The organism is Halobacillus sp. AWM4_238 (assembly GCF_056158265.1).
Genome location: NZ_JBSWSY010000002.1, coordinates 1,628,155 through 1,652,949, shown reverse-complemented (window position 1 = coordinate 1,652,949; position 24,795 = coordinate 1,628,155). Strand labels below are relative to the sequence as shown.

General features: G+C 42.5%; 27 protein-coding genes. 24 read left to right on the top strand and 3 right to left on the bottom strand.

The window, feature by feature from the left end:
* Positions 1 to 14 precede the first annotated feature (14 nt).
* From ACXACN_RS08590 to ACXACN_RS08495, 20 genes are all read left to right on the top strand, one after another.
* Complete coding sequence (locus tag ACXACN_RS08590; protein ID WP_474963794.1) at positions 15 to 503, top strand: hypothetical protein; 489 nt, start codon at positions 15 to 17, stop codon at positions 501 to 503.
* 71 nt (positions 504 to 574) lie between these two features.
* Positions 575 to 859 carry a sporulation protein YqfC gene (gene yqfC, locus ACXACN_RS08585; RefSeq protein ID WP_474963792.1) on the top strand — a complete coding sequence of 95 codons (285 nt, stop codon included), beginning with the start codon at positions 575 to 577 and terminating at the stop codon, positions 857 to 859.
* A 12-nt stretch (positions 860 to 871) separates the two neighbouring features.
* A complete protein-coding gene (gene yqfD / locus ACXACN_RS08580) occupies positions 872 to 2,053 on the top strand; it encodes a sporulation protein YqfD (protein WP_474963791.1) in 1,182 nt (393 codons plus the stop codon).
* A gap of 2 nt (positions 2,054 to 2,055) precedes the next feature.
* On the top strand, positions 2,056 to 3,018 hold the full coding sequence (locus tag ACXACN_RS08575; RefSeq protein WP_474963790.1) for a PhoH family protein: 963 nt from the start codon (positions 2,056 to 2,058) through the stop codon (positions 3,016 to 3,018).
* Positions 3,019 to 3,611: 593 nt separating this feature from the next.
* The gene (gene ybeY, locus ACXACN_RS08570) at positions 3,612 to 4,082 is read left to right on the top strand and encodes an rRNA maturation RNase YbeY (protein ID WP_474963788.1); all 471 of its coding nucleotides are present in this window, start codon (positions 3,612 to 3,614) and stop codon (positions 4,080 to 4,082) included.
* Entirely contained in the window at positions 4,057 to 4,440 is a 384-nt protein-coding gene (locus ACXACN_RS08565; RefSeq protein WP_474963787.1) for a diacylglycerol kinase family protein, read from the top strand. The genes ybeY and ACXACN_RS08565 overlap by 26 nt, the downstream gene beginning before the upstream one ends.
* A gap of 66 nt (positions 4,441 to 4,506) precedes the next feature.
* Complete coding sequence (gene era, locus ACXACN_RS08560) at positions 4,507 to 5,412, top strand: GTPase Era (RefSeq protein ID WP_474963786.1); 906 nt, start codon at positions 4,507 to 4,509, stop codon at positions 5,410 to 5,412.
* Positions 5,413 to 5,482: 70 nt separating this feature from the next.
* Positions 5,483 to 5,659 carry a YqzL family protein gene (locus ACXACN_RS08555; RefSeq protein WP_474966831.1) on the top strand — a complete coding sequence of 59 codons (177 nt, stop codon included), beginning with the start codon at positions 5,483 to 5,485 and terminating at the stop codon, positions 5,657 to 5,659.
* An 18-nt stretch (positions 5,660 to 5,677) separates the two neighbouring features.
* A complete protein-coding gene (gene recO / locus ACXACN_RS08550; RefSeq protein WP_474963784.1) occupies positions 5,678 to 6,424 on the top strand; it encodes a DNA repair protein RecO in 747 nt (248 codons plus the stop codon).
* A gap of 289 nt (positions 6,425 to 6,713) precedes the next feature.
* Positions 6,714 to 7,601 carry a glycine--tRNA ligase subunit alpha gene (gene glyQ / locus ACXACN_RS08545; protein WP_474963783.1) on the top strand — a complete coding sequence of 296 codons (888 nt, stop codon included), beginning with the start codon at positions 6,714 to 6,716 and terminating at the stop codon, positions 7,599 to 7,601.
* On the top strand, positions 7,594 to 9,678 hold the full coding sequence (gene glyS, locus ACXACN_RS08540) for a glycine--tRNA ligase subunit beta (RefSeq protein WP_474963782.1): 2,085 nt from the start codon (positions 7,594 to 7,596) through the stop codon (positions 9,676 to 9,678). The genes glyQ and glyS overlap by 8 nt, the downstream gene beginning before the upstream one ends.
* 82 nt (positions 9,679 to 9,760) lie before the next feature.
* On the top strand, positions 9,761 to 10,390 hold the full coding sequence (gene ccpN / locus ACXACN_RS08535; RefSeq protein ID WP_474963780.1) for a transcriptional regulator CcpN: 630 nt from the start codon (positions 9,761 to 9,763) through the stop codon (positions 10,388 to 10,390).
* Positions 10,391 to 10,414: 24 nt separating this feature from the next.
* Positions 10,415 to 11,227 (top strand): pyruvate, water dikinase regulatory protein, encoded by an 813-nt coding sequence (locus tag ACXACN_RS08530; RefSeq protein WP_474963779.1) that lies wholly within the window; start codon positions 10,415 to 10,417, stop codon positions 11,225 to 11,227.
* Positions 11,228 to 11,482: 255 nt separating this feature from the next.
* On the top strand, positions 11,483 to 11,944 hold the full coding sequence (locus ACXACN_RS08525; RefSeq protein WP_474963778.1) for a YaiI/YqxD family protein: 462 nt from the start codon (positions 11,483 to 11,485) through the stop codon (positions 11,942 to 11,944).
* A gap of 37 nt (positions 11,945 to 11,981) precedes the next feature.
* The gene (gene dnaG / locus ACXACN_RS08520; protein WP_474963776.1) at positions 11,982 to 13,793 is read left to right on the top strand and encodes a DNA primase; all 1,812 of its coding nucleotides are present in this window, start codon (positions 11,982 to 11,984) and stop codon (positions 13,791 to 13,793) included.
* A gap of 37 nt (positions 13,794 to 13,830) precedes the next feature.
* Positions 13,831 to 14,964 carry an RNA polymerase sigma factor RpoD gene (rpoD, locus tag ACXACN_RS08515; protein ID WP_089654288.1) on the top strand — a complete coding sequence of 378 codons (1,134 nt, stop codon included), beginning with the start codon at positions 13,831 to 13,833 and terminating at the stop codon, positions 14,962 to 14,964.
* A gap of 78 nt (positions 14,965 to 15,042) precedes the next feature.
* On the top strand, positions 15,043 to 15,576 hold the full coding sequence (locus ACXACN_RS08510; protein WP_474963775.1) for a hypothetical protein: 534 nt from the start codon (positions 15,043 to 15,045) through the stop codon (positions 15,574 to 15,576).
* Between the two features lie 108 nt (positions 15,577 to 15,684).
* Positions 15,685 to 16,053 (top strand): cytochrome c550, encoded by a 369-nt coding sequence (gene cccA, locus ACXACN_RS08505; RefSeq protein ID WP_474963774.1) that lies wholly within the window; start codon positions 15,685 to 15,687, stop codon positions 16,051 to 16,053.
* 69 nt (positions 16,054 to 16,122) lie between these two features.
* Complete coding sequence (locus tag ACXACN_RS08500) at positions 16,123 to 16,830, top strand: tRNA (adenine(22)-N(1))-methyltransferase (protein WP_474963773.1); 708 nt, start codon at positions 16,123 to 16,125, stop codon at positions 16,828 to 16,830.
* The gene (locus ACXACN_RS08495) at positions 16,827 to 17,945 is read left to right on the top strand and encodes a Nif3-like dinuclear metal center hexameric protein (RefSeq protein ID WP_474963771.1); all 1,119 of its coding nucleotides are present in this window, start codon (positions 16,827 to 16,829) and stop codon (positions 17,943 to 17,945) included. The genes ACXACN_RS08500 and ACXACN_RS08495 overlap by 4 nt, the downstream gene beginning before the upstream one ends.
* Before the next feature lie 32 nt (positions 17,946 to 17,977).
* Here the strand turns inward: ACXACN_RS08495 and ACXACN_RS08490 are convergent, their stop codons facing one another.
* A complete protein-coding gene (locus ACXACN_RS08490) occupies positions 17,978 to 18,934 on the bottom strand; it encodes a 4-hydroxy-3-methylbut-2-enyl diphosphate reductase (protein WP_474963769.1) in 957 nt (318 codons plus the stop codon).
* 175 nt (positions 18,935 to 19,109) lie between these two features.
* On the opposite strand from ACXACN_RS08490, the gene ACXACN_RS08485 reads away from it, so the two are divergent.
* Positions 19,110 to 20,429 carry a DEAD/DEAH box helicase gene (locus tag ACXACN_RS08485; protein WP_474963768.1) on the top strand — a complete coding sequence of 440 codons (1,320 nt, stop codon included), beginning with the start codon at positions 19,110 to 19,112 and terminating at the stop codon, positions 20,427 to 20,429.
* Between the two features lie 15 nt (positions 20,430 to 20,444).
* The gene (locus ACXACN_RS08480) at positions 20,445 to 21,338 is read left to right on the top strand and encodes a deoxyribonuclease IV (protein WP_474963766.1); all 894 of its coding nucleotides are present in this window, start codon (positions 20,445 to 20,447) and stop codon (positions 21,336 to 21,338) included.
* A 333-nt stretch (positions 21,339 to 21,671) separates the two neighbouring features.
* Here the strand turns inward: ACXACN_RS08480 and ACXACN_RS08475 are convergent, their stop codons facing one another.
* Positions 21,672 to 21,956 (bottom strand): DUF2624 family protein, encoded by a 285-nt coding sequence (locus ACXACN_RS08475; RefSeq protein WP_474963765.1) that lies wholly within the window; start codon positions 21,954 to 21,956, stop codon positions 21,672 to 21,674.
* 188 nt (positions 21,957 to 22,144) lie between these two features.
* On the opposite strand from ACXACN_RS08475, the gene ACXACN_RS08470 reads away from it, so the two are divergent.
* Positions 22,145 to 22,873 carry a transglycosylase SLT domain-containing protein gene (locus tag ACXACN_RS08470; RefSeq protein WP_474963764.1) on the top strand — a complete coding sequence of 243 codons (729 nt, stop codon included), beginning with the start codon at positions 22,145 to 22,147 and terminating at the stop codon, positions 22,871 to 22,873.
* A gap of 116 nt (positions 22,874 to 22,989) precedes the next feature.
* Positions 22,990 to 23,562 (top strand): hypothetical protein, encoded by a 573-nt coding sequence (locus ACXACN_RS08465; RefSeq protein WP_474963762.1) that lies wholly within the window; start codon positions 22,990 to 22,992, stop codon positions 23,560 to 23,562.
* Positions 23,563 to 23,597: 35 nt separating this feature from the next.
* Here ACXACN_RS08465 and ispG read toward each other — a convergent pair whose 3' ends face one another.
* Entirely contained in the window at positions 23,598 to 24,722 is a 1,125-nt protein-coding gene (gene ispG, locus ACXACN_RS08460) for a flavodoxin-dependent (E)-4-hydroxy-3-methylbut-2-enyl-diphosphate synthase (protein WP_474963761.1), read from the bottom strand.
* Positions 24,723 to 24,795: the final 73 nt, after the last annotated feature.

Below are 24,795 nucleotides of genomic sequence, written 5' to 3'. Positions count from 1 at the left end.
AAAGGAGAATTTGTATGGGAGATCTGATAGAACTCATTTTCAGCAATTTCCTTATTCTCGCTGCCATAATTGGCGGGATTATCAGCTGGTTTAGCGGGATGTCGAAAGAAAATGAGAATAAAAAAAGGCCTGAAAAGAGAACATCTCCAGTTCCTCCTGCCTATCCTAGCGGGCCTTCTCGTGACGTTCAAAAAACAGAAACGAACGACAGGTCCGGGGAAGAAAGGTTTAGGGATTACTACGAGACCAAACAGAAGAAGCTTGCTGAAGCCGAGACGGCTCGTTCTGAAGAGCGTCAGGGAATGGAAGAAGAAACATACTCTCATCGGCCGGAGTTAAGAAAAAAGCAGAAGGTATCTTCTGAGTTGAATTTAAATGGTCCGCTTATAGAAAAAACAAGAAAGTGGGATAAAAAGCGGTTAGCTGAAGGGATTTTAATGGCTGAAGTGCTCGGTCCCCCCCGTGCTCGCAAGCCTCACAGCTCCCACCCTCGAAAAAGATAACCCGAACGCACGAATTGTAGTGATACAATTCGTGCGTTTTTCGTATAAATGAAAAGAGGGGAGGGCGTCACATGTCAAAATGGCAGCAGCATATACGGACTTGGATCAGTCGTTACTTTGATTTACCATCTGATGTCATGTTGGATCTTCCTAGAATAACGACGATCGGATCCATTCATGTGTACATAGAAAATCATACAGGCCTCCTGCATTTTTCGGATGAAGAAGTTAGGATTCAATACAAAAAAGGTCAGGTTCGCATTATAGGCAAAGACCTTGGAGTGAAAATGATGCTGAAGGAAGAATTGTTACTTGAAGGTGAACTCAAGTCCGTGGAGTTTTTGCCGGACTCATAAGGGGGTGAGACGATGAAGAACCAGCATGATTTCTTTCAGGGAATCATGACGGTACAAGTGGAGGGCCCGTTGATCGAACCTTTTTTGCAAGCCTGTACGAAACGTGGCTGTCATATTACAAATATGAGAAGATTGGATGCTTCGGTTGTCGTATTAACGATCCGATTAAAGGATTGGAAAATCTTCAGGGAATTGAGGAAAAAATACCGTTGTAAAATCTCCATTAAAGGTGGAAGAGGGCTTCCATTTCTGATCCAGCATGTAATAGGGAGGCTATCGGTTCTTCTCGCCTTCATCGCAGCCGTTGTGATAATTTTTGTTCTCGCGAATACGTTGTGGTCCATCAAAGTGGACGGCCTCTCTCCGGAACTTGAAGCAAATGTTGAAAGTAAATTGAATAGTTACGGTGTCTCACCCGGAAAACTAACGATAGGAATGAAGGATCCTATTGAAATACAGCAACAGTTATTAGAGGATATCCCGGATCTTTTATGGATCGGTGTGAAAAAGCAAGGGACAAGCTATCATCTGTATGGCGTAGAGAAGACGAGATACGATACAGAAATAAACACTCGCCCTTCCAATCTTGTAGCCGCAAAGAAAGGGATGATTATTGAAACGTTCATTAAAAAAGGTCGTCCTATGGTATCGGTCTACGATGTTGTGCAAAAAGGTCAAATCCTTGCCACGGGTCAGCTAGTGGAAGAAGAGGATGTGTTCATTCATTCCGAAGGAGAAGTAATTGCGGAAACATGGTACCGGGTCGCTCAATCACTTCCAATGCAACAGGTGTTATCGTTGACAGATGGTTCAGTAGAAAGTGAATATGGCTTGGTACTTGGGAAGCTTTCTATTCCTATTTGGGGATTTTGGCGTGGAGATGAAGGGGACTTCAGGGAAGAGTCCCATACATCAGATTGGAGTGTTTTCGGGTTCAAAATTCCTGTGAACATGAGGACGATCGACTACTATTCGATTGACCGAAAAAAATATGAATCTTCCCGGAAAGAGATTGAACAGATAGGGATATCCTCTGCAAGGAGCAACCTCCAGCAAGAACTCGATCCGGAAGCAGAAATTAAGGATGAAAAAGTTTTGCACCTCAGTGAGGAGAATGGTAAAGTAAAATTAATCCTTATGTACAAAGTTTATGAAAATATTGCAGTGACCAAGTATTTAAGTCAAGGAGATTGAGTATGCCAGAAGATTTGAAAACAATGGACATTCAATTAGATAATACAACAGAAGCATTAGCCCTTTTTGGAACAGAAGACCGTAACCTTAAGCAAATTGAGGAACAGCTGAAAGTCACGATCATTTCACGTGGAGAACAAGTCAGAGTATCTGGGCAAGCAGAACATGTTCAGCTTGTAGAAGAAATACTCAACAGCGTTCTTGCGATTATTCGTAAAGGGTTGACCGTTACGGAACGAGATATCGTTTACGCTGTAGAACTCGCTAAAAAAGGGAAAATCAATCAATTCGAAGCATTGTTCGAAGACGAAATCACAAAAAACTCCAAAGGGAAATCAATCAGGGTCAAAACCCTTGGTCAAAGGAATTATATCGCAGCGATCAAAAAGAATGACCTTGTCTTTGGTATTGGCCCTGCTGGTACAGGAAAGACCTATCTTGCTGTGATCATGGCCGTCAATGCTTTGAAAAATGGAGATGTGAAGAGGATCATCCTGACTCGTCCAGCTGTGGAAGCTGGAGAAAGTTTAGGGTTTCTTCCTGGGGATTTAAAAGAAAAAGTCGACCCTTATTTGAGACCGCTTTATGACTCTTTACATGATGTATTCGGTGCAGAACATACAGCACGCTTGATTGATAGAGGAACGATTGAGATTGCTCCGCTAGCTTATATGAGAGGGCGGACGCTGGATGATGCATTCGCTATTTTGGATGAAGCTCAAAATACGACACCAGAACAAATGAAGATGTTTCTGACTCGTTTAGGATTCGGTTCAAAAATGATTATTACTGGAGATATCACTCAAGTGGATCTTCCTAAAGGTGTAAAGTCCGGTTTGCGAGTCGCTGAGGAGCGGTTAGCTAAAGTGAAAGGGTCTGCCTTTATTCATTTGGATCAATCCGACGTTGTCAGGCACCCACTTGTGCAGCGCATTATCGATGCATATGAAGGGGAAAACAAATAAGACCCAGTCCCTGGGTCTTATTTGTTGTCTTTACATGGAATAAATTAGGAGGAGGGCGTTGGGGGCACACACGATTCCTAAAACAGCTTTATGTGAAAAGTGAAACCTGTTGGGCTACCCCCGCGTTTTTAGGTGCTGTTTTTTTTAAGCTGCTTATATTTATGTACTCTCAACCCTGAAAATTTGATAAATCCAGCTCGGCACTAGAAACGTCCACATGCTTGAGAACCTTTTACATAACCATTTTAAAGATTCTCAGCTCGCGGTCATTGCCAGTTCAATCACCAGCTTTAACGGAAGTTCTCTTTGAAAATCCAGTTACGTATGATCACACCACAAGCGAGGCAGCGTGTGTCAATTGAAGCTCATGGTCTTCTTGCACGTGTGGCATCCTATTACCATGACGTTGGTTAAGCAATCCACCCTCATGTTTGTGGAAGGTTTATGCGTGTTGGTCAGCTGGATGACCGTAATTTGACGTTTAATGTGTTGAATACAATGGAAACAGTCCTATGTGAAACGTAGCTTGGCATGTTTCGCTCAAGAATGAAGGATCCCGAAAAATAATCCATTTGCCAAGGAGGCAGAATAATATGATTACCATTGATTTTCAAGACGAAACCAATTCAGTAGATGAAGCATTTGTCGATATGATTCAACGCATCATCCGTTTTGCAGGAGAAAAAGAGGAAGTTACAGGGGATGCGGAAGTATCGGTGAGCTTCGTGGATAATAAAGAAATTCAGGAAATCAACCGCAATTACCGTCAAAAAGATGAACCGACAGATGTGATCTCTTTTGCCATGCAGGAACTAGGGGAAGACGAAATGAATGTTCTCGATGAGAACATGCCGCTCATGCTCGGAGATATTATCATTTCTGTAGATAAAGCGAAAGAACAAGCAGAGGATTATAACCATTCCCTTGAAAGAGAATTCGGCTTCTTGGCGTTGCATGGCTTTTTACATTTGCTTGGTTATGATCACATGAATGAAGAAGATGAGAAGAAGATGTTCGGCAGACAAGAGGAAATTTTACATGAGTTCGGACTACAAAGATCGTAAAAAGAAAACAAGGATCGGTTTCCGGTTTGCATGGAATGGGATCAAAGAAGTGTATAGGTCAGAGAGAAACTTCCGTATACAACTGACCGTGGCTTTATTGGTCATCATAGCAGCCCTTTTATTCGGCTTATCAAAATGGGAATGGATCACGATCCTCATTATTATGGGCATGGTCCTAACGTTGGAAATGGTTAACACAGCGATGGAAAGGCTGCTGGATTTTTACCATCCTGAACAACATCCCGTCATAGGTTCGATAAAAGATATTACAGCTGGAGCAGTCCTTGTAGCGAGCGTGGTCTCGGTTATGATCGGGATTATGATCTTCCTTCCTAAGCTTTTGATGATATGGGAATGAAATAAAGACGATGATATAGTAAAATAGATTAGAACGATTGCGTGAACATTTATTGGAGGAACATTTATGACAGAGAATTTCAAATCGGGTTTTGTTACGATTGTCGGCCGTCCGAATGTGGGCAAATCGACGTTTATGAACCGTGTAATCGGTGAAAAGATCGCCATCATGAGTGATAAACCCCAAACAACGAGAAACAAAATCCAGGGAGTCATGACAGATAAAGAATCACAAATCATTTTTATTGATACGCCTGGAATCCATAAACCGAAGCATAAACTTGGAGACTATATGGTAAACGTTGCCGAGAACACGTTGAACGAAGTGGATGCCGTTCTTTTCATGATCAATGCAGAAGAAGGATACGGCAGAGGCGATCAATTCATTTTGGATCGCCTGCAGCGTGTCGATCAGCCTGTTTTCTTAATTATCAATAAGATAGACAGGGTTCATCCGGATGATTTATTGCCATTAATTGATCAGTATAAAGAAAAGCTTGATTTTGAAGAAATCATTCCGATCTCAGCACTTGAAGGGAATAATGTCAATCATCTCCTGGGCGTTCTAAAGAATCACTTGCCTGAAGGACCTCAGTTCTATCCGGAAGACCAAATCACTGACCATCCGGAACGTTTTGTCATCAGCGAGTTTATCAGGGAAAAAGTTCTGCATTTAACTCGTGAGGAAATCCCTCACTCCATTGCGGTTGTCATTGAGGGGATCGAGCCTCGAAATGAACATGACAAAGTTCAGATTCAAGCGGCTATCATAGTGGAACGAAAGTCTCAAAAAGGCATCATTATCGGTAAGCAGGGAAGCATGTTAAAAGAAATCGGTAAGCGGGCTAGAAGAGACATTGAGTCCCTGTTGGGAAGTAAAGTGTATTTAGAACTTTGGGTCAAAGTGCAAAAAGACTGGAGAAACAAACAAATCCAACTTAGTGATTTCGGCTATCGCGAGGACGAATATTAAGGGTTGGAAAAAATTAAGCCTTATGTTTTCAGTTAGGGGAAGCATTCTAGTAATGTACACTCGTTTAGCGATGATAAGAAAGGCGGTGTTTCTTGTGCGCGACAAGCTTTCATGGAACGTTTTCAGTCAAACAGGCAATGTGGAAACCTATTTATTGATGAAAGAATTGGAGTCTCAAGATCAGCAGTCTCAAGAAAAGCTCGCTTCCCCTACTGAACCAATATCTACGGATGATTTGAATTCGTAAACGGAGCAGGTGAGCCCATTGATGGACAAGGTGGAAGGAGTCGTCATCCGGACGAATCATTACGGAGAAACACATAAAATCGTCACGATGATGACACGAGAAAAAGGGAAAATCGGCGTGATGGCTCGTGGTGCGAAAAAGCCGAAGAGCCGCATGTCCTCAATCACCCAACCATTCATCCACGGCACATTTTTAATTCAAACAGGATCCGGCTTAGGATCAATGAGCCAGGGGGAGATGTTATCTTCTCTAAGGTCGATTCGCGAAGATATTGTAAAAACGGCTTACGCGTCTTACATCGCCGAATTGACCGACAAGCTCATTGAAGAAAAACAGCCGGATCCTTTTCTTTATGAACAGTTGCTTCAAACTCTCCTTTGGATGCATGAAGGAAAAGATCCGAATATCCTCACGTTGATGTATGAGTTGAAGATGTATAAAAAAGCGGGGTTCGCCCCTGTCGTCGATCACTGTATCCAATGTGGCCGTCAAGAAGGACCTTTTTCCTTTTCAATCGTGGAAGGCGGCCTGTTGTGTTCCAGGTGTAAGCAACGGGATCCTCAAGCCTATGGATTGCCAGATCCTTTACCCAAATTGTTGAGAGTCTTCTTACATATGGACGTGAAGCGACTCGGTCAGATAACTATGAAGGAAGAGAACAAAAAACTGTTGCGTCAGATTATGGATGAATACTATGATCGTTATGGTGGATATTTTATTAAATCAAAAAAATTCTTAAAACAGCTGGATTTGTTTTCAGACTGAGGTTTGACAACTTTGCTGGATGTAGAGTATGATTCTATTACTAAATAACGTGTTGCTGTGAAAGAGAGGAGTAACCAGTCTTTCTGTTTCCAAAAGCGAGCTTGTGACGGTGAGAGACAAGTGGAAACCAACTGGTGAAGGCGTTCTGGAGCAATGATGAAAGTGGCTTTCTCATTTTTATGGGGAAGCAATTAGGGTGGAACCGCGGAGACCCCGTCCCTATGTCTGGATACAGACGTAGGACGGGGTCTCTTTTCTATTTAGCCATTCATTTACTAGGAGGGAACGTATGAATATTCAAGACATGATTTTAACTTTGCAGAATCATTGGTCGCAGCAAGGCTGCCTGCTTATGCAAGCGTATGATACAGAGAAAGGTGCAGGGACGATGTCTCCTATGACGCTTTTACGGAGCCTCGGACCTGAGCCATGGAACGTAGCCTATGTAGAGCCGTCCCGCCGTCCTGCTGATGGACGCTATGGCCAAAACCCGAACCGGTTGTATCAGCACCATCAGTTTCAGGTCATCATGAAACCATCTCCAGACAACATCCAGGAGTTGTATCTGGAGTCCCTGGAAGCTCTGGGGATCGATCCGAAAAAACACGACATCCGTTTCGTTGAAGATAACTGGGAAAACCCAACATTGGGTGCTGCAGGTCTTGGTTGGGAAGTTTGGCTCGATGGCATGGAGATTACCCAATTCACCTATTTCCAGCAAATTGGTGGTTTAGAAGCTAAACCTGTTTCTGCAGAAATTACTTATGGTCTGGAGAGACTAGCCTCATACATTCAAGACAAAGAAAATGTTTTTGAATTAGAGTGGACCAACGGGGTAACCGTTGGAGATATTTTCACACAGCCGGAATATGAACACTCCGTTTATACTTTCGAAGCTTCTGATGAGGACATGTTATTTGAACTCTTCTCCACGTATGAAAAAGAAGCTCAGCGAATCATGGAACAAGGCTTGGTGTTCCCGGCTTATGACTATGTTTTGAAGTGTTCCCATACGTTTAACCTGCTTGATGCCAAAGGTGTCATTAGCGTAACGGAAAGAACGGGATACATTTCCCGTGTAAGGAACCTCGCCCGTAAAATAGCTAAAACATACGTAGAAGAAAGGGAGCGTCTCGGGTTCCCGATGTTGAAGAAGGAGGAGGGTCATCATGAGTAATACTGTATTATTTGAACTAGGTGTAGAAGAGCTTCCTGCTCGTTTTATCAATGATGCTTTAGATCAGTTGCAAGAAAAAACAGCGGCATGGTTTAAGGACAACCGTATTCCTTATGGAGACATCACAGGCTTCGCTACCCCAAGAAGATTGGCAGTTAAGATTTCGCATGTTGAAGAAAAACAGCCGGATATTGAAGAAGAAGCAAAAGGTCCAGCTAAGAAAATCGCCCTTGATGAGGAAGGCAATTGGACGAAAGCGGCAATCGGCTTTTCTAAAGGTCAAGGAAAAGATGTGGATGATATCTATTTCAAGGAAATAAAGGGCACCGAGTATGTCCATGTCAATAAGTTTATTGAAGGGGAACCGACAGCAAAGCTTCTTCAAGATTTCCGTGATGTTTTCTTATCCCTTACCTTCCCCAAAAATATGAGATGGGGAAATCGTGAGCTCCGTTATGCCCGTCCAATCCGTTGGATGGTTGGTCTTTTCGGAGAAGAAATCATTCCTTTTACAATTGAAGGGGTCCAAACAGGAAAGACGACCTATGGGCATCGATTCTTGGGAACTGAAACTACAGTAGATGAAGCGGATCAATATGAACAAACCTTAAAAGAACAATATGTGATGGCTTCCGTAGAGGAAAGAAAAGCGGAGATTGTTTCTCAGCTCAACAATCTTGAAAATGAAAATGAGTGGAAACTGACTATTGATGAAGATTTATTGAACGAAGTCACGCATTTAGTCGAATACCCGACTGTATTCAGCGGTAATTTTTCTGAGGAATTCCTTGAAGTTCCTGAAGAAGCTCTCGTAACTTCTATGAAGGAACATCAGCGGTATTTTCCAGTACGTTCTTTGAATGGGGAGCTGAAACCTCATTTCGTTGGTGTACGTAATGGAGACGATCAACACCTTGAAACAGTAGCAAGAGGAAACGAAAAGGTGTTGAAAGCGAGACTTAAAGATGCCCAATTCTTTTATGAAGAAGATCAAAAGGGAAGCATCGATGAAAAAATGCAGAAACTTACACGCATGGTCTATCAGGAAGAGCTAGGCACGTTAGCAGATAAAGTTCAACGAATCGTAGCCATCACAGGTAAACTAGGGGAATGGATCGGTTTAGAAGATGCTCAACTCCAAAAAGCGAAACGAGCGGCAGAAATTTGTAAGTTTGACCTTGTGACTCAGATGGTCGATGAATTTACCGAACTGCAAGGAACCATGGGGGAAAAGTATGCTCGTATTTTCGGTGAAGACGAAGAGGTAGCCGTGGCTATCAATGAACATTACATGCCTCGTCAAGCAAATGGCGCCGTACCTTCTTCGACCATCGGTTCTCTTGTCAGTATTGCAGATAAGCTGGATACAATCGTAGGGAGTATATCCATCGGTATTATTCCAACAGGTTCACAGGACCCTTACGGATTGAGACGTCAAGCATTGGGTATTCTTCAAACCTTGACAGCTCATGGCTGGTCAATTCCAGTTGAAAAATTAATTGATCTCGTGCATCAATTTTACTATGAGTTGGAACTGCCGACACGTGATGAAACAGAAGTCTCTAACGACTTGCATGAATTTTTCCGTGTCCGTGCGTCTTATTTAATGAGAGAAGAGGAAGTTGCACCCGATGTTGTAGAAGCGGTGTTGGCAAGAGGCATCGGAGTCTATCCGACAACGAAGGAAAAAGCGGTTCTCTTAGAAGAAAAACGCAAAGACCCTTCCTTCAAGCCCGTACATGAAGCACTCGGTCGTGTGTTGAACTTAGCAAAGAAGGCAGATTCTACAGATGTCAATCCTTCATTGTTTGAAAACGAACAAGAGCAGCAATTGTTTGATGCTTATCAACAAATGCAAGAAGAATATCGACAAGCATTGAAAGAGACTCAATTGGAGCTTTCTTTGGAACAGTTATCTAAACTTGCAAGTCCCATCCATTCCTTCTTTGATGCAACGATGGTTATGGCAGAAGATGAGAGCATACGCCGGAACCGCTTAGGTCTATTGAGACAGATTTCCGATGATGTCTATGCGTTCGCCGACTTAAATGCAATTGAATGGAAACAGCAGTTCTAATCAGCTTTCTTTTACCGATGCTTAAAAATGAGCTATAATTAAGAAATAGTATGTCACAGTTAGTGATCGGGGTGAAGAAAGATTGGAACTATCAAACAGGCAAGAGCAGATTATTCAAATTGTGAAAGATAATGGACCGATTACAGGTGAGAATATCGCAGATCAGCTAAATTTGACACGGGCCACACTGCGTCCCGACTTGGCCATTTTGACGATGGCGGGTTTTTTGGACGCACGACCGCGTGTCGGTTACTTCTTTACGGGAAAAACAGGCTCCGAGCTTTTCACAGAGAAGTTGAAGAAGTTTAAAGTGGATGAATATCAATCCCGTCCTATTGTAGTTGAGGAAGATGTATCGGTTTACGATGCCATCTGTGCCATGTTTTTAGAAGACGTAGGGACGCTGTTCGTAACGGATCAACATTCCATACTAACCGGTGTTTTATCTAGAAAAGACCTTCTTAGGGCGAGTATCGGGAACCAGGACCTTACATCTGTTCCTGTGCACATCATCATGACGAGAATGCCGAATATCACCGTTTGTGAACCGGAAGATTTGTTGTTGGATGCTGCGCAGAAGTTAATTGAAAAACAGATTGATGGTCTGCCTGTCGTCCAACCCATTGAGGCAGGATTGAAAGTAGTCGGACGACTAACGAAAACCAATATCACGAAAGCCCTCGTGGAATTGGCTAGAGATCAACACTTGTAGTTTTTAGAGGGGAGGAGGAATCCTATGGAAAAGCCTTTGATTTATGTCTTATCAGACTCAGTTGGAGAAACAGCAGAACTGGTCGTAAAAGCGTGTTTAAGTCAATTTGATGACGGGCCATTTGATTTGCAGCGAATTCCCTATGTGGAAGACAAAGGAACTATCAATGAGGCGGTGCAGCAAGCGAAAGAGCAAAAAGCGATGATCGGTTTTACCTTGGTGATTCCAGAGTTCAGGCAGCATCTGAAACAAGAAGCTGAAAAACATGGCATTCAGTGTGTCGATATTATGGGGCCGATGATGGAAGTGATGGAAGATCATCTACAAATCAAGCCTCGCCTTGAACCAGGTCTTGTCCATAAATTAGATGAAGATTACTTTAAGAGAGTAGAGGCCATTGAATTTGCTGTCAGATACGATGACGGCAGGGACCCGCGTGGCATTTCTAAAGCAGATATCGTTTTGATCGGGGTGTCTCGAACCTCTAAGACACCTTTGTCTCAATACTTAGCTCACAAACGCCTGAAGGTTGCGAATGTGCCGATTGTACCTGAAGTGCAGCCACCCTCGGAATTGTTCCGTGTGGACCCCGACAAATGCATAGGCTTGAGCATCAGTGCAGAAAAATTAAATGATATAAGAAAAGAAAGATTAAAGTCATTAGGGCTTGGAGATCAAGCAAGTTATGCGAATATGAATCGCATTAAGCAGGAAATCGACCACTTTAATCGTATTGTGGAGCGGATTGGTTGTCCGGTGATTGATGTATCAAACAAAGCTGTGGAAGAGACAGCGAATGTCATTGTCAACAAATTACGTCAGAATACCCAAGAATAGTACAAATAGCGGAAGTCGCGCTTTGATTAAGCGCGACTTTTGTTGGGAAGAATGAAATTAGGTACAATTAGACATAGCGTAAATGATAGGAATGTATTATAATATCTATTTGTGGTAAAAATCCTTAATATGAATGGATATCTATTCTTACAAAGTTTTTCTGTTGAAAAGTTAGAAGAAGCACATACTTTTCAGAAAAATAAAACATTCACTTTTAAGGAGGATTCTACCGCTTATTGTAGAAATATTGATACTATGCCAAATTTAAATGTTCATATTTATGTCGATGCAGATAGTTGTCCGGTACAAGAAGAAATCATCGATGTCTGTGCTCACTATGATCTACACCCCCATTTTATTGCTACTGTCAATCATTATAGTCGTGAAAAGGCAGATGCTGGATGGATGTTCGTCGATGACGGATCACAATCTGTCGACATGTATATCCTCAATCAAGTGGGAGAAGGCGATGTCGTTGTTACACAGGATCTTTCCCTGGCTGTGTTATTGACTTCCAAAGGGGTTTATGTCCTTACTCCAAGAGGTAAACTGGTTAGAGAAAATGATGCTGACCTCATCATGAATCAAAAATTCATACGGCAGCAGACGATGAAGCAGAGAAAGAAATGGAAAGGTCCATCAGCCTTTACAATGCAGGATCGAGAAAGGTTCCGATCGGTTTTCCAAAAATTGTTGTCAGAACATGAAGGAATTTAAGCATGAAACGAGAATAATTGAGTAGTATGGTGATCTTATGGCTGGACATATTCCAGAAGAAAAAGTCGATGAAATCAGAAGGTCAACGGATATTGTAGAAGTAATCGGCAATTACGTCGATTTGAAGAAACAAGGCAGGAACCATTTCGGCCTTTGCCCTTTCCATGGGGAAAACACTCCTTCCTTTTCCGTTTCTCAAGATAAGCAGATCTTTCATTGCTTTGGTTGTGGAAAGGGAGGGAATGTCTATACCTTCCTGATGGAGATAGAAGGATTTAGTTTCATACAGGCACTGAAACAACTGGCTGAACAGACAGGGATCGATCTTCCTGATCAACTGTCTGAAGATGCCCCGACAGAAAAGAGCCAAGAATCCCAGGCGATGCTCGAAGCTCATCAGTGGTTGACTAAATTATACCATCATTTGTTAAAGAATTCCAAAGATGGCCGAGAAGCTTATCAATATTTAATCGACCGTGGTTTCACGGATGAGACCATTCAGAAATATCAAATGGGGTACTCACCGGATTCCAAAGACTTTGTCGTAACGTTCCTTGAAAAAAAGGGATACCATCCACAGACGATGGTCAAGGCGGGCCTGCTCAGTACCAATGATCATGGTGAATATGCGGACAGGTTCCGAGGAAGAGTTATTTTCCCACTACGAAACCACTTGGGAAAGACAGTGGCGTTTGCGGGAAGGTCTCTCGGGAAACAGGAACCGAAATATTTAAACAGCCCGGAGACAGAGCTTTTCCATAAGGGTCGTTTGCTTTATAACTTCGACCTCGCCCGTTCCGCCATACGAAAAGAAAAAACGGTCATTTTATTCGAAGGTTTCGGAGATGTCATATCTGCAGATCAAGCAAATATACATCATTCCGTAGGTACAATGGGTACTTCCTTATCAAGCATGCAGGCGAATCTTTTAAAGAAATACGCCGAGCAAATCATCATTTGTTATGATGGCGATCGCGCTGGGATTGAAGCAGCTGTCAAAGCAGCGAAACTGTTGAAGAGTGTGGGCTGTCAAACCTACGTTGCTCGTGTTCCTGATGAACTCGACCCAGATGACTTTATCCAAAAGTATGGGGGAGACCGATTCAAGCGTGAGATCATTGATACAAGTGATACGTATATTTCCTTCATGATGAATTACCTGCGCAGAGATTATAATCTGCAGGTAGAAGGAGATCGCATCACCTATATCGAAAAAGTATTACAAGAGATCGCAGGGCTTGACCGTGCTGTCGAACGAGAGCACTACCTCAATGATATGGCTACAGAATTTCAGCTCTCCGTAGAAACTCTGAAAGAAGAAGTTCAGCGGATCCGATCACAAAACGGTGTAAAGGATAAGGAACCTAAGAACCGATATACTAATGATACAAGGCAGCCGACGGTTCAAAAAAAACTTTTACCCGCTTTTCATAATGCAGAGAGAAATCTGATTGCGTATATGTTGAGAGATCCTTATATCGCTGATAAAGTTCAAGAGGAAATTGGAGGAGCTTTTAATATTGAAGACCATCAGGTCATTGTCACCCATCTTTATGCATATTATGAAGACGGCAATGAATCGGATATCAGTCAGTTCGTCGAGATGATTGAAGATGCTTCCATTAAAAATTTGGCAATCGAGCTTGCGATGGCCCCTGTCAGCGAGGAAGTTTCTGATCAAGAAATCCATGATTATATTACAAGGATCCGATCAGAACAGTGGGATCGAACGGATATTAGAAACCTTGAATCCGAGTTGAAAAAGGCTGAACAACAAAATGAGCCGATCAAAGCAGCTGAAATTGCGATGGAGATCATCAAGCGCAAGAAAGAGTTAAAACATCACTAGGTAGAGTTTGTATAGATTGTTGGAAGGAGGGGGACTTATGGCAGATAAGCAACAACAGCCATCACGTTCTAAAGAAAATGAGAATCAAACTGAATTAACACTTGAGCAAGCGAAAGAGCAAGTGGTAGAGTTAGGGAAAAAACGAGGGATCCTTGCTTATGAAGAGGTAGCTGAAAAACTATCGAGCTTTGAACTGGATTCAGATCAAATGGATGAATTCTATGAACATCTGAATGAGCAAGGCGTTGAAGTAATCGGGGATTCAGAATCAGATCCTAGTATGAAGCAATTGAATAAAGAGGAAGAATTCGACCTTAATGACCTAAGTGTACCACCTGGAGTCAAAATCAATGACCCTGTCCGAATGTACCTTAAAGAAATCGGTCGAGTGAACCTACTTTCTGCCAAAGATGAAATCAGTCTTGCTCAACGGATTGAAAATGGCGACGAAGAAGCTAAGCGTGATTTGGCGGAAGCCAACCTGCGACTTGTCGTTAGTATCGCTAAAAGATATGTAGGCCGCGGTATGCTTTTCCTTGATTTGATTCAAGAAGGGAACATGGGACTAATCAAAGCGGTGGAAAAATTCGATTACCGTAAAGGATACAAATTCAGTACCTATGCTACATGGTGGATTCGACAAGCAATTACTAGAGCGATCGCTGACCAAGCGCGTACGATCCGTATCCCTGTCCACATGGTGGAGACAATCAACAAACTCATCCGCGTTCAACGTCAACTTTTACAAGATCTTGGGCGTGAACCAACACCGGAAGAGATTGCACAGGATATGGACCTCACTCCAGATAAAGTTCGTGAAATTCTAAAGATTGCTCAAGAACCAGTATCTCTTGAAACACCGATCGGAGAGGAAGACGATTCTCACTTAGGTGACTTCATTGAAGATCAGGAAGCGACATCTCCTTCAGATCATGCGGCTTATGAACTGTTGAAAGAACAGCTTGAAGATGTCCTTGATACATTGACAGATCGAGAAGAGAATGTCCTCAGACTTCGTTTTGGATTGGACGATGGACGTACAAGAACACTAGAAGAAGTAGGGAAAGTGTTTGGGGTAACTCGTGAAAGAATCCGTCAAATCGAAGCAAAAGCTTTACGTAAACTCCGCCACCCAAGCCGGAGCAAGCGTTTGAAGGACTTCATGGAATAAAGAATTTTCCGACTCAGGGGTCTTTTCGCAACTATATGCGGGAGGGCTCCTGAGTTATTTTTTCTTTTGGAGGCTGCTATGAAACATGAAAGGACAAAAACCATCGTTAACGAAATCAAGTACTGGAAACAAAACCAACTGCTTCCTGATCAATACTGCAATTTTTTGTTAGCGCTTTACACTCAAGGCGAAAGCCAGGAGAGCGAAGAGAGCGCTCAAGGTTCAGAAAGCCTCTCTTTTTCTATGTTCATGGTCATGAATGCTTTTTTGTTACCCCTTTCATTTCTTGTCATTTATTTTACTGAAATGGGAATCATAATGCAAACAGTGGTTTTGTCGAGTTTTGTAATCGGGGTATGGATTCATATACGTTGGTTACAATATAAAAAGTCGGACTGGCTTTTTATTCCGCTTCTGAATGGAGCTTTAATTCTTCTCCTTTTGACTGTTGACTTAAACCGTAATCTGTTTGGTTTGGGTTTATCCTTTTACATAACGCTCACGGTAAACTTGATCTTATGGATTTTTCTTGGATGGGTATGGAAGGTGAAAACGCTTTTCTATTCAGGGGTCATTGGCTTCATTTCTTTATTAATTTACATTGTTTCATAAGTTTTCACATGATATCTCTTTAATAAGTAACGGTTTTCAAGTAAAATAAATATAGTCGAATAGACACGAAAATTCTATATATGGGAATACATAAGGAGGTTGCAACAAATGAGAAAGAACCCTGTGATTCCATTCGCTATTATCGCTGCCCTGGGAATCGTCGTTATGATCGTCGTATCCGCAGCGGGAATTAATCAACGCGAAGCTATTCAGAATGAAGAAGAGGGCCACGGTGAGAAGCAAGAAGAAACCGCAAGCGCAAGTCCTGAAGAGTTGTACCAGAATCAATGTGCAAGCTGTCACGGTGGAGAACTTGGAGGAGGGGCTGGACCAAACCTTCAAGAAGTAGGAAGCCGTTACTCTGCTGAAGAAATTAATGACATCATCGTCAATGGTAAAGGTTCTGCCATGCCTGCTGGGTTATACACAGGTGAGCAAGCAACTAAATTGGCCGAATGGTTAGCTGAAAAAAAATAACAATAATAAGAAGAACGAAAAGCTTTCTGGCCAATCAGAAAGCTTTTCTTTTATGAGAGGACAGAGTCTATGAATGTAAATCAATTATCTCAGCGCTTGGCACAGGTGGCCGATTATTTACCGGAGGGGGCCTACTTTGCTGATATCGGATCGGATCATGCCTATCTTCCGTGCTATGTCTGTTTGAACGATCCTGGAGCAAGAGCTGTAGCTGGCGAAGTGAATCAAGGGCCTTATGATAGTGCAAAAAACGAAGTAGCCAAACATAACCTCGAGGATCGCATTGATGTCCGCCTCGGAGACGGACTCACAGTTGTAGATCCTGGAGAAATAGAGCAGGTAGTCATTGCTGGCATGGGCGGACCATTAATTCGTGACATTCTTGAGGGAGGAAAAGATAAACTTTCTCATGTTAATCGAATTGTTGTCCAACCCAATATAGACTCAAGGTCACTTCGCAAGTGGTTCTTTGAGCATGACTATACGCTTGTTGATGAGGCTATTTTAGAGGAAAGTGGCCACATCTACGAAATCCTTGTGGCAGAAAAAGGAGACCCATCCTCCTGTTATCATCAGTCTATTATGGAGAAAGAAATGTGGCTGGGGCCGTTTTTATTGGAGAAAAGAACAGAGCCGTTTATCCAAAAGTGTAAAGAGGAATGGAAGAAGAAGCAATACATTGTCGAACAGATGCAGCAAGCGACTACTCTTGATGAAGAGAAACTGAAACAACACCAAAAAGAAATGGAATGGTTAGAGGAGGTATTGCAAACATGAATGGAACGCACACCGCGCAGGAGATTATTCGAGAGTTTGAAAAATGGTCCCCTAAAGGATTAGCTTTTGATTGGGATAATGTGGGTCTTCAAGTGGGCACCCTTAATAAACCAGTAAAAAACATTATGGTTACCCTGGATGTGTTAGAAAACGTCGTTGACGAGGCTATTGAAAAAAATGTGGATTTAATCATCGCTCATCACCCTTTGCTTTTTGTGAAATTGAATCAAATCAATTTGGATACACCAAAAGGAAGAGTTGTCCAAAAACTAATAAAACATGACATAACCGTTTATGCTGCTCACACGAACCTTGATATTGCTAAAGGTGGAGTCAATGATGTTATGGCTGAGCTTCTCGGAGTAACGAATTGCCGTCCGTTGATCGAAACGGGAAGCGACGGGCTTGTAAAGCTTACCGTTTTCGTGCCTGAAGATCACGCTGAGCATGTACGCAATGCTATCAGTGAAGCAGGAGCAGGGCATATCGGTCATTACAGCCATTGCACCTATCAACTTTCAGGGCAAGGGACATTCAAACCGGAAGAGGGAACGAATCCATATCTCGGTGAACAGGGAGAGCTTGAGATCGTGGATGAAAAACGAATAGAGACAATCGTTCCAAAGTCCCGCTTATCTGGAGTCTTGAAAGCGATGGAGGAGGCTCACCCTTATGAAGAAGTCGCTTATGATCTGTATTCCTTATTAAATGAAGGGGAAGCAATGGGGGCAGGACGTGTTGGAGAACTCGAAAGCCCGATCGTTTTACGTGAGTTCGCCGATCGTGTTAAGAAGAAATACGATGTTCCTCATGTGCGTGTATCCGGAAATATGGACAAAAAAGTGAAGCGAGTCGCTCTTCTAGGAGGCAGTGGTGAAAAATACATCCATAAGGCGAAAAGAAGCGGTGCTGATGTTTATATTACAGGAGACATGACATTCCATATGACCCAGGATGCAATGGAAATGGGGCTTTCCATCATTGACCCAGGTCATCATGTTGAGAAAGTGGTTTGTCCTAGAGTGAAACGATACTTGGAAGAGAAGTGTAATTCTGAAGGACACTTAAATATTATGGTATCCCAAGCGGATACGGAGCCCTTTACAACGATATAAAAAAAGATGAAAGCCGAGGCTTTCATCTTTTTTTATCTTTTCACTTTTTTTCTAGCACGAACAGGTGGCAGAATCTTTTTCTGCTCCACTTTTGATTCGCGGACCCATGTGCTTTCATCGCTATGATCAAATTGTTCAATGAATTTGATAACTTCTTTTGTAATAGGGGTCGGAGTGGAGGCACCCGCTGTGACGGCTACTTTCTCGACACCTTCCAACCACTCTAATTGAATTTCTGTCACATCAGCAATGCGGTAGGCTGTGGTACCTGCTTTTTCCATAGACACTTGTGCAAGTCTGTTGGAGTTGTTACTCATCGGATCACCAACAACCAACGTTAAATCTGCTTCTCCAGCCTGTTCAGAGACCGCTTCTTGGCGAACCTGGGTCGCCATGCAAATCTCCTGCTGTTTTTCGAGTTGTGGATATTTTTCCTTTGCTTTTTCCATGACATCATAAACGTCCCATTGACTCATCGTTGTCTGGTTGGTAATCATCAGTTTCTCATGATCAAGGTCAAGTGCTTCCACGTCTTCTTCAGTCTGAACGAGATGGACTTTCCCTGGGGCTACACCCATAGCACCTTCTGGTTCAGGATGGCCTTTTTTACCTACGTAAATGACTTCGAAGCCCTCAGCCACTTTTTTTCTAATCAAATTGTGAGTGTTGGTCACATCAGGACAAGTGGCGTCTAAAGCAGTGAGGCCTTTTGCTTTCGCACGTTCCTTCACTTCAGGAGACACACCGTGAGCAGTAAAAATAACAGTCCCTTCATGTATACCATCCAACATATCACTACGGTTTTTCCCATCGACAGTAATGATTCCTTCTTCTTTAAAGGCATCGGTCACATGTGTGTTGTGGACAATCATACCTAATATATATATAGGACGTGGTAGATTAGGGTCTTTCGCTGCGTTTCGAGCAATAACCATTGCATCTACTACACCATAACAATAACCGCGAGGGGCGATTTTAATGACTTCCATTGATTAACGTCCTCCTCTATTAATCCAATCCAATAACTTTAAAGATACCATTATCATTATAAAGGGTAAAGGGAAAGATGACAAAGAAAGACGTTCTAAGACAAGGTTATCGTGCAATTTACCTTCTGCTCTATTATAATAAGGAAGGAACATTTTACATTAAAGGAGAACGGTTATGAGTAAGCATACATTTGATCAATACGCTATCACTTCTACAGTAAGTCAAATTGTAGAGGGATTAGGCTTTAAGAAACCCACACCGATTCAGAAGCAGGTGTTGCCGGCAGCTTTGAGAGGGGAAAGTCTCATTGGACAATCCCATACAGGATCAGGAAAGACACATGCCTATTTACTACCACTCTTCAACCAGATGGATGAAGAGTCCAACCATGTGCAGTTTGTGATCACAGCACCTACAAGAGAATTGGCGATTCAAATTCAGGAAGAAGTAAAAAAAGCTATCCAGATGGCTGGTAAAGAACAGGTTTGGCGTTCCAAGCTCCTCATAGGTGGCACAGATAAGCAGAAAATGGTGGGTAAATTATCTTCCACTCCCCCGCATATTGTTGTCGGTACACCAGGGCGCATCTTGGACATGGTAAAAGAAGAAGCGATCGATCTTTACCAAGCCAAAGCATTTGTGCTTGATGAAGCAGATTTGATGCTGGATTTAGGCTTCATAGAAGAAGTAGACCAAATTTTGGTTAGAATGGATCAGGATGTACAAATGCTCGTATTTTCAGCGACCATCCCTGAACGTCTCCAACCATTCCTGAAAAAATATTTGACGAATCCTACCCACATCCAAATCGAGGATGATAAACCATCTCCTGAAACGATGGAACATCGACTTGTACCTCTAAGACATAAAGCACCAGCGGATGTGATCGTCGAAATTTCGAAGGCCATTCAACCTTATTTGGCCATTATTTTTACAAACGGAAAAGATCATGCCGATGAGCTTGCCGATGAATTAATGAAGAGAGGTCTTGAAACCGGAATCCTCCACGGAGGTCTTTCGCCGAGAGAAAGAAAAAGAATGTTGAAAGAGTTGCAAAACTTGCGCTACCAGTATATTGTAGCCACAGACCTTGCCTCCAGGGGAATCGATATTCAGGGCGTCAGTCATGTCATCAACGCACAAATGCCGAAAGAAGAAGAGTTCTACATCCATAGAGTTGGTCGAACAGCTCGCGCTGGCTTGCAAGGGACGGCTATTAATTTGTATAAGGACTCCGACCTTCCACTTATACAGAAGCTAGAGAAAAAAGGACTCACTTTTGAATTTTATGAAGTGAAAAATGGAGAATGGAAAGAAACGAATGCCTATAACGAGAGGCAGAACAGGGAACGGAGAACCTCTGATCTAGAGAAAAAAGCTAAACAGATGGTGCGTAAACCGAAAAAAGTTAAGCCTGGTTATAAGAAAAAGATGAAAGAACAGGCAGATAAAAACATGAAGAAAATGAAACAAAACCGTTTCAAGAAGAAATAAGAAAGGGTAGATCGTATGTTGAAGATTGGATCACATGTTTCTATGAAAGGGAAGAAGATGTTGCTTGGAGCTAGCGAAGAAGCGAAATCCTACGGTGCAAGCACATTTATGATCTATACAGGGGCGCCGCAGAATACAAGACGTCGTCCCATTGAAGAACTAAATATCGAAGCAGGAACCGAGCATATGAAAGCGAACGGCATGCAAGACATCGTCGTTCATGCCCCGTATATCATTAATATCGGTAACACGACAAAGCCTGAAACGTTCCAGCTCGGTGTTGACTTCTTAAGAAGTGAAATTGAACGGACAGAAGCTCTTGGGTCAAGACAAATCGTTCTTCACCCAGGGTCTCACGTAGGACAAGGGGTAGACAAAGGACTGCCGAAAATCATCGAGGGCTTGAACGAGGTTCTTCATAAAGACCAAAAGGTTCAAATTGCTTTAGAAACAATGGCAGGAAAAGGATCTGAAATCGGTCGGAGTTTTGATGAGTTGGCCCAGATCATTGATGGGGTAACCCACAATGAGAAGCTGTCTGTATGTATGGATACCTGTCACATCCATGATGCAGGCTACAATGTGGTAGAAGACTTTGATGGTGTGTTGGATGAATTTGATAAAATTGTCGGAATCGACCGTCTCAAAGTCGTCCATGTGAATGACAGCAAAAATGAAAAAGGAGCGGCCAAGGACCGTCACGAGAATATCGGCTTTGGTCACATCGGTTTCGATGCTCTTCATAAAGTCATTCATCACCCGACATTAAAAGATTTGCCTAAAATCCTTGAAACACCATATGTAGGGGAAGATAAGAAAAATAAAAAGCCTCCTTACCGTTTTGAAATTGATATGGTCAAAGAAGGTATATTTGATGAAGGTTTAAAAGAAAAAATCATTCAACAATAAAGAAGGAGCCCTCGGGCTCCTTCTTTTGTTTATTCCTTATTAAATTATATGGCAGGATTGTGGAAGACTCAGGTTCGAGATGTTTCGGGGTTCGTTGCTGAGTTGTGCGTCAGGGTGGTTGGGAAGCCACTCGCTTTCCTGCGGGGATGACGGCAAGCCTCCTTGTGCTTCGCGCTGTGGGGTCTCGCCAGCCAATCCATTCCCGCGGGAGTCTCGCAGCTTCCCAACCACCCCATTCGATTATGTGAGAAACGAACCCCTTTACCATGAAGGAGCATCTTCCACAATCGGGAGCGTTTGTGGAATGAAGGATGGAGATTGGTTAGGGTTCCTTTATTTTAGCCAATGCTCTACTCCATACTCTTTTGCCATTTTCATAAGAAGTTTATATACAGATCTTGCTGTATCTTTTGAGGTGATTTTTGCGAGTTTGCTGAACATACGCTTCCGTCCATCAGGGTCGAAGGGGTTATCTTTATTCTTCTTCAATGCTTTGACTATGGCAGCAGCTTCGTCCTCCGTTATCGGGATTTGATACTTTTCACTATAAAAAAGTAGTTCTTTTACGGTTAACTGCTTCAATTTCTGGGTAATTAACTGTTGTGCCACATTCTTCATAGGCTTATACTCCCTCTCTCCGTAATTACTACACCATATGAATGTAGAGAAGGATTTGTGTTTTTAAAAAATTATGTCTATAAGTGTTTCAATTGAATTACATATTCCAATCGGTTAGTATAAGCCAATGGGTTTGAGTGGTACTTGTTAAAAGTGCTAATGTGCTGGGAGTGAAGGAGTGAATGAACATGAAGGAACAAAAACCTCTTTGGACTACGGGTGTTGCGTTGCTGCTCGTTGCGGCGACATTCTTTACTATAAATCAATGGAACCAAAAGCAGGAACAAGCCCTGGTTGATCAAAAGCAGGAATTGAAAAATAAAAATGAAGCGCTATCTAAAGAAGTTGATCGATTACAGTCAACGAATGAGTATTTGAAGGAACAGCCTGCATCAAAAGAAGAAAAAAATGGGTACTTTACATGGCCGGAAATTGAAAAAAAGGCAGACCGCTTAGTAAACGAAAGTGATGGGAATTTTAAGAAATCCTGGGCGATGTATTTAGTGAAAGAAGCCGAGCGTTATGAAATTAACCCTTTTCTTGTTTATGAGTTACTAAAAGTAGAAACGGGGGGAACCTTTGATCCTGAGCTTGTGGGACCCGAAACGAAATATGGACATGCCTACGGAATGTCACAATTCATGAAAAACACGGCTCCTTGGATTGCTGATATGGCTGGCTTACCTTACAAAGAAGAGTTGCTTTTCGACCCTTATTATTCCATGCAATTATCTCTAGTTTATTTGGATTTTTTACAAAATCAATATCAAAATTGGGACGAGGCACTCACGGCGTATCATCGAGGAATGGGCGGCTTGAAGGAATATAAACAAGAAAATGGACATGCTCAAAGCTGGTATGCTAAAGAAATTCAAGAGAAGGCAGAAAGTCATACAACCGTAGTATTAGCAAATTGATCGGGAAACGTCTGATGTATAGTCAGACGTTTTTTTACCATCAAATCCCTCATGTAATTTCTTAGGCTCTCCATATAATAATCATGATTCTTCAAACAGAAAGTGAGGGTATTCTAATGCGTGATCCGAAAGATACTGTTGAGAATCATAAAACACAAAGAGCCCCTGAACACGGGGATGAATTAGAGCATGTTCATGAAAATGCAATTCATGAGCACGATGAGCCTTCAAATGAACAAGTCCTGAATGAAGCATTTGAAGAAATTCAAGACCAGGATCTACGTCAGGAATCTGGAAATAGTGAAGCAGGTGCCTCTGATTTTGATGACGTTGTAGCTGTTGATGATCATGGTCGAGGTTCAGATCAACCTGTTTATGGCGATAGTTATGAGGAAGAGTTTGCTCAGGAAGCGGCCGTAGGACCGATCGATGAGCCGATGAATAATGAGGAACAAGAAACGACGATGGAAGAAGAGGAAGACGTTAAAGTGGGGATGGGCTGGTTGGGATTATCAGCCGCAATCCTTTCTTTCTTTTTCGCTCCTCTAATTCTCGGTGCAGCCGGGATTATCCTGGGCATCATTGGTAAGCGACGTGGAGCTGATACACTAGGCAACATGGCGATTATAGTCAGTATCGTTTCCATTGCATTTTCATTATTCTTCGCTCCGATGTATAACTTGATATAGACAAAAAAGGTGACCCGGATCCGGGTCACCTTTTTTTAGGATTGCTCTTGCTCTTGTTTTAATTTCTCTTTTTCTTTACGCTCTTTTTCGTAATGTTCCTCAGCTAATTTATCGACTTCTTTCTTCAGTTCTTCTACCATGATGTCTTCAGGTACTTTACGGATGATTTCTCCGTGACGGAAGAGTAGTCCTTCTCCGCGTGCACCGGCAATTCCGATGTCTGCTTCTCTTGCTTCACCAGGACCATTAACAGCACAGCCGAGGACAGCTACTTTAATCGGTGCTTTTATGGTTTGGATATATTCTTCAACCTCATTAGCGATGGAGATTAAGTCGATCTCAATTCGTCCACACGTCGGACATGAGATGAGTGTCGCGGCGTTGGATGCAAGGCCGAATGATTTGAGAAGTTCTTTCGCTACTTTAACTTCTTCCACAGGATCAGCACTTAAGCTGATTCGGACCGTACTTCCAATTCCTTTACTTAAGATTGCTCCCAGTCCTGCAGCACTTTTTACAGTGCCGGCAAAAAGCGTCCCTGATTCAGTGATACCCAAGTGTATAGGGTAGTTGAATGCAGCGGCAGCTTTTTCGTAAGCTTCTATGGCCAGCTTAACGTCAGAAGCTTTTAGGGACACAATGATATCGTGGAAATCAAGGTCCTCAAGGATCTTAATGTGGTGCAAGGCACTTTCTACCATTCCATCTGCAGTAGGATAACCGTATTTCTCAAGAATGTGGCGCTCTAAGGATCCAGCGTTGACTCCAATTCTGATCGGAATGCCTTTTGCCTTGGCTGCTTTTACAACTGCTTCCACTTTTTCACGTTTCCCGATGTTCCCTGGGTTAATACGAATCTTGTCTGCTCCACCTTCTATGGCTTTCAAAGCCTTTTTATAATCAAAGTGGATATCAACAACCAAAGGGATGTTAATGCGTTTCTTGATTTCAGGAATCGCATCAGCAGCTCGGTCATCCGGGCAGGCGACTCGAACGACTTGACAGCCGGCTTCTTCCAAGCGCTTGATTTCAGCGACTGTTGCCTCTACATCGTGTGTTTTAGTGGTGGTCATAGACTGGATGACAACCTCATCCGATCCACCTATTGTAATGTCTCCGACTCTTACGGGACGTGTATCTTTTCTGTGCGTAATTGCCATTAGTATCGCTCCTTTGTATATTCACAAAAAGGTATGCAAGATGAATTCCAACCTTCATTATAAGGGCTATTTT

What these genes read in the sequence shown, in the direction of transcription:
- ACXACN_RS08590 (WP_474963794.1), top strand. Translation starts at nt 15, where the DNA reads ATGGGAGATCTGATAGAACTCATTTTCAGCAATTTCCTTATTCTCGCT.
- yqfC (WP_474963792.1), top strand. Translation starts at nt 575, where the DNA reads ATGTCAAAATGGCAGCAGCATATACGGACTTGGATCAGTCGTTACTTT.
- yqfD (WP_474963791.1), top strand. Translation starts at nt 872, where the DNA reads ATGAAGAACCAGCATGATTTCTTTCAGGGAATCATGACGGTACAAGTG.
- ACXACN_RS08575 (WP_474963790.1), top strand. Translation starts at nt 2,056, where the DNA reads ATGCCAGAAGATTTGAAAACAATGGACATTCAATTAGATAATACAACA.
- ybeY (WP_474963788.1), top strand. Translation starts at nt 3,612, where the DNA reads ATGATTACCATTGATTTTCAAGACGAAACCAATTCAGTAGATGAAGCA.
- ACXACN_RS08565 (WP_474963787.1), top strand. Translation starts at nt 4,057, where the DNA reads ATGAGTTCGGACTACAAAGATCGTAAAAAGAAAACAAGGATCGGTTTC.
- era (WP_474963786.1), top strand. Translation starts at nt 4,507, where the DNA reads ATGACAGAGAATTTCAAATCGGGTTTTGTTACGATTGTCGGCCGTCCG.
- ACXACN_RS08555 (WP_474966831.1), top strand. Translation starts at nt 5,483, where the DNA reads ATGATAAGAAAGGCGGTGTTTCTTGTGCGCGACAAGCTTTCATGGAAC.
- glyQ (WP_474963783.1), top strand. Translation starts at nt 6,714, where the DNA reads ATGAATATTCAAGACATGATTTTAACTTTGCAGAATCATTGGTCGCAG.
- glyS (WP_474963782.1), top strand. Translation starts at nt 7,594, where the DNA reads ATGAGTAATACTGTATTATTTGAACTAGGTGTAGAAGAGCTTCCTGCT.
- ACXACN_RS08530 (WP_474963779.1), top strand. Translation starts at nt 10,415, where the DNA reads ATGGAAAAGCCTTTGATTTATGTCTTATCAGACTCAGTTGGAGAAACA.
- ACXACN_RS08525 (WP_474963778.1), top strand. Translation starts at nt 11,483, where the DNA reads ATGCCAAATTTAAATGTTCATATTTATGTCGATGCAGATAGTTGTCCG.
- dnaG (WP_474963776.1), top strand. Translation starts at nt 11,982, where the DNA reads ATGGCTGGACATATTCCAGAAGAAAAAGTCGATGAAATCAGAAGGTCA.
- rpoD (WP_089654288.1), top strand. Translation starts at nt 13,831, where the DNA reads ATGGCAGATAAGCAACAACAGCCATCACGTTCTAAAGAAAATGAGAAT.
- ACXACN_RS08510 (WP_474963775.1), top strand. Translation starts at nt 15,043, where the DNA reads ATGAAACATGAAAGGACAAAAACCATCGTTAACGAAATCAAGTACTGG.
- cccA (WP_474963774.1), top strand. Translation starts at nt 15,685, where the DNA reads ATGAGAAAGAACCCTGTGATTCCATTCGCTATTATCGCTGCCCTGGGA.
- ACXACN_RS08500 (WP_474963773.1), top strand. Translation starts at nt 16,123, where the DNA reads ATGAATGTAAATCAATTATCTCAGCGCTTGGCACAGGTGGCCGATTAT.
- ACXACN_RS08495 (WP_474963771.1), top strand. Translation starts at nt 16,827, where the DNA reads ATGAATGGAACGCACACCGCGCAGGAGATTATTCGAGAGTTTGAAAAA.
- ACXACN_RS08490 (WP_474963769.1), bottom strand. Translation starts at nt 18,934, where the DNA reads ATGGAAGTCATTAAAATCGCCCCTCGCGGTTATTGTTATGGTGTAGTA.
- ACXACN_RS08485 (WP_474963768.1), top strand. Translation starts at nt 19,110, where the DNA reads ATGAGTAAGCATACATTTGATCAATACGCTATCACTTCTACAGTAAGT.
- ACXACN_RS08480 (WP_474963766.1), top strand. Translation starts at nt 20,445, where the DNA reads ATGTTGAAGATTGGATCACATGTTTCTATGAAAGGGAAGAAGATGTTG.
- ACXACN_RS08475 (WP_474963765.1), bottom strand. Translation starts at nt 21,956, where the DNA reads ATGAAGAATGTGGCACAACAGTTAATTACCCAGAAATTGAAGCAGTTA.
- ACXACN_RS08470 (WP_474963764.1), top strand. Translation starts at nt 22,145, where the DNA reads ATGAAGGAACAAAAACCTCTTTGGACTACGGGTGTTGCGTTGCTGCTC.
- ACXACN_RS08465 (WP_474963762.1), top strand. Translation starts at nt 22,990, where the DNA reads ATGCGTGATCCGAAAGATACTGTTGAGAATCATAAAACACAAAGAGCC.
- ispG (WP_474963761.1), bottom strand. Translation starts at nt 24,722, where the DNA reads ATGGCAATTACGCACAGAAAAGATACACGTCCCGTAAGAGTCGGAGAC.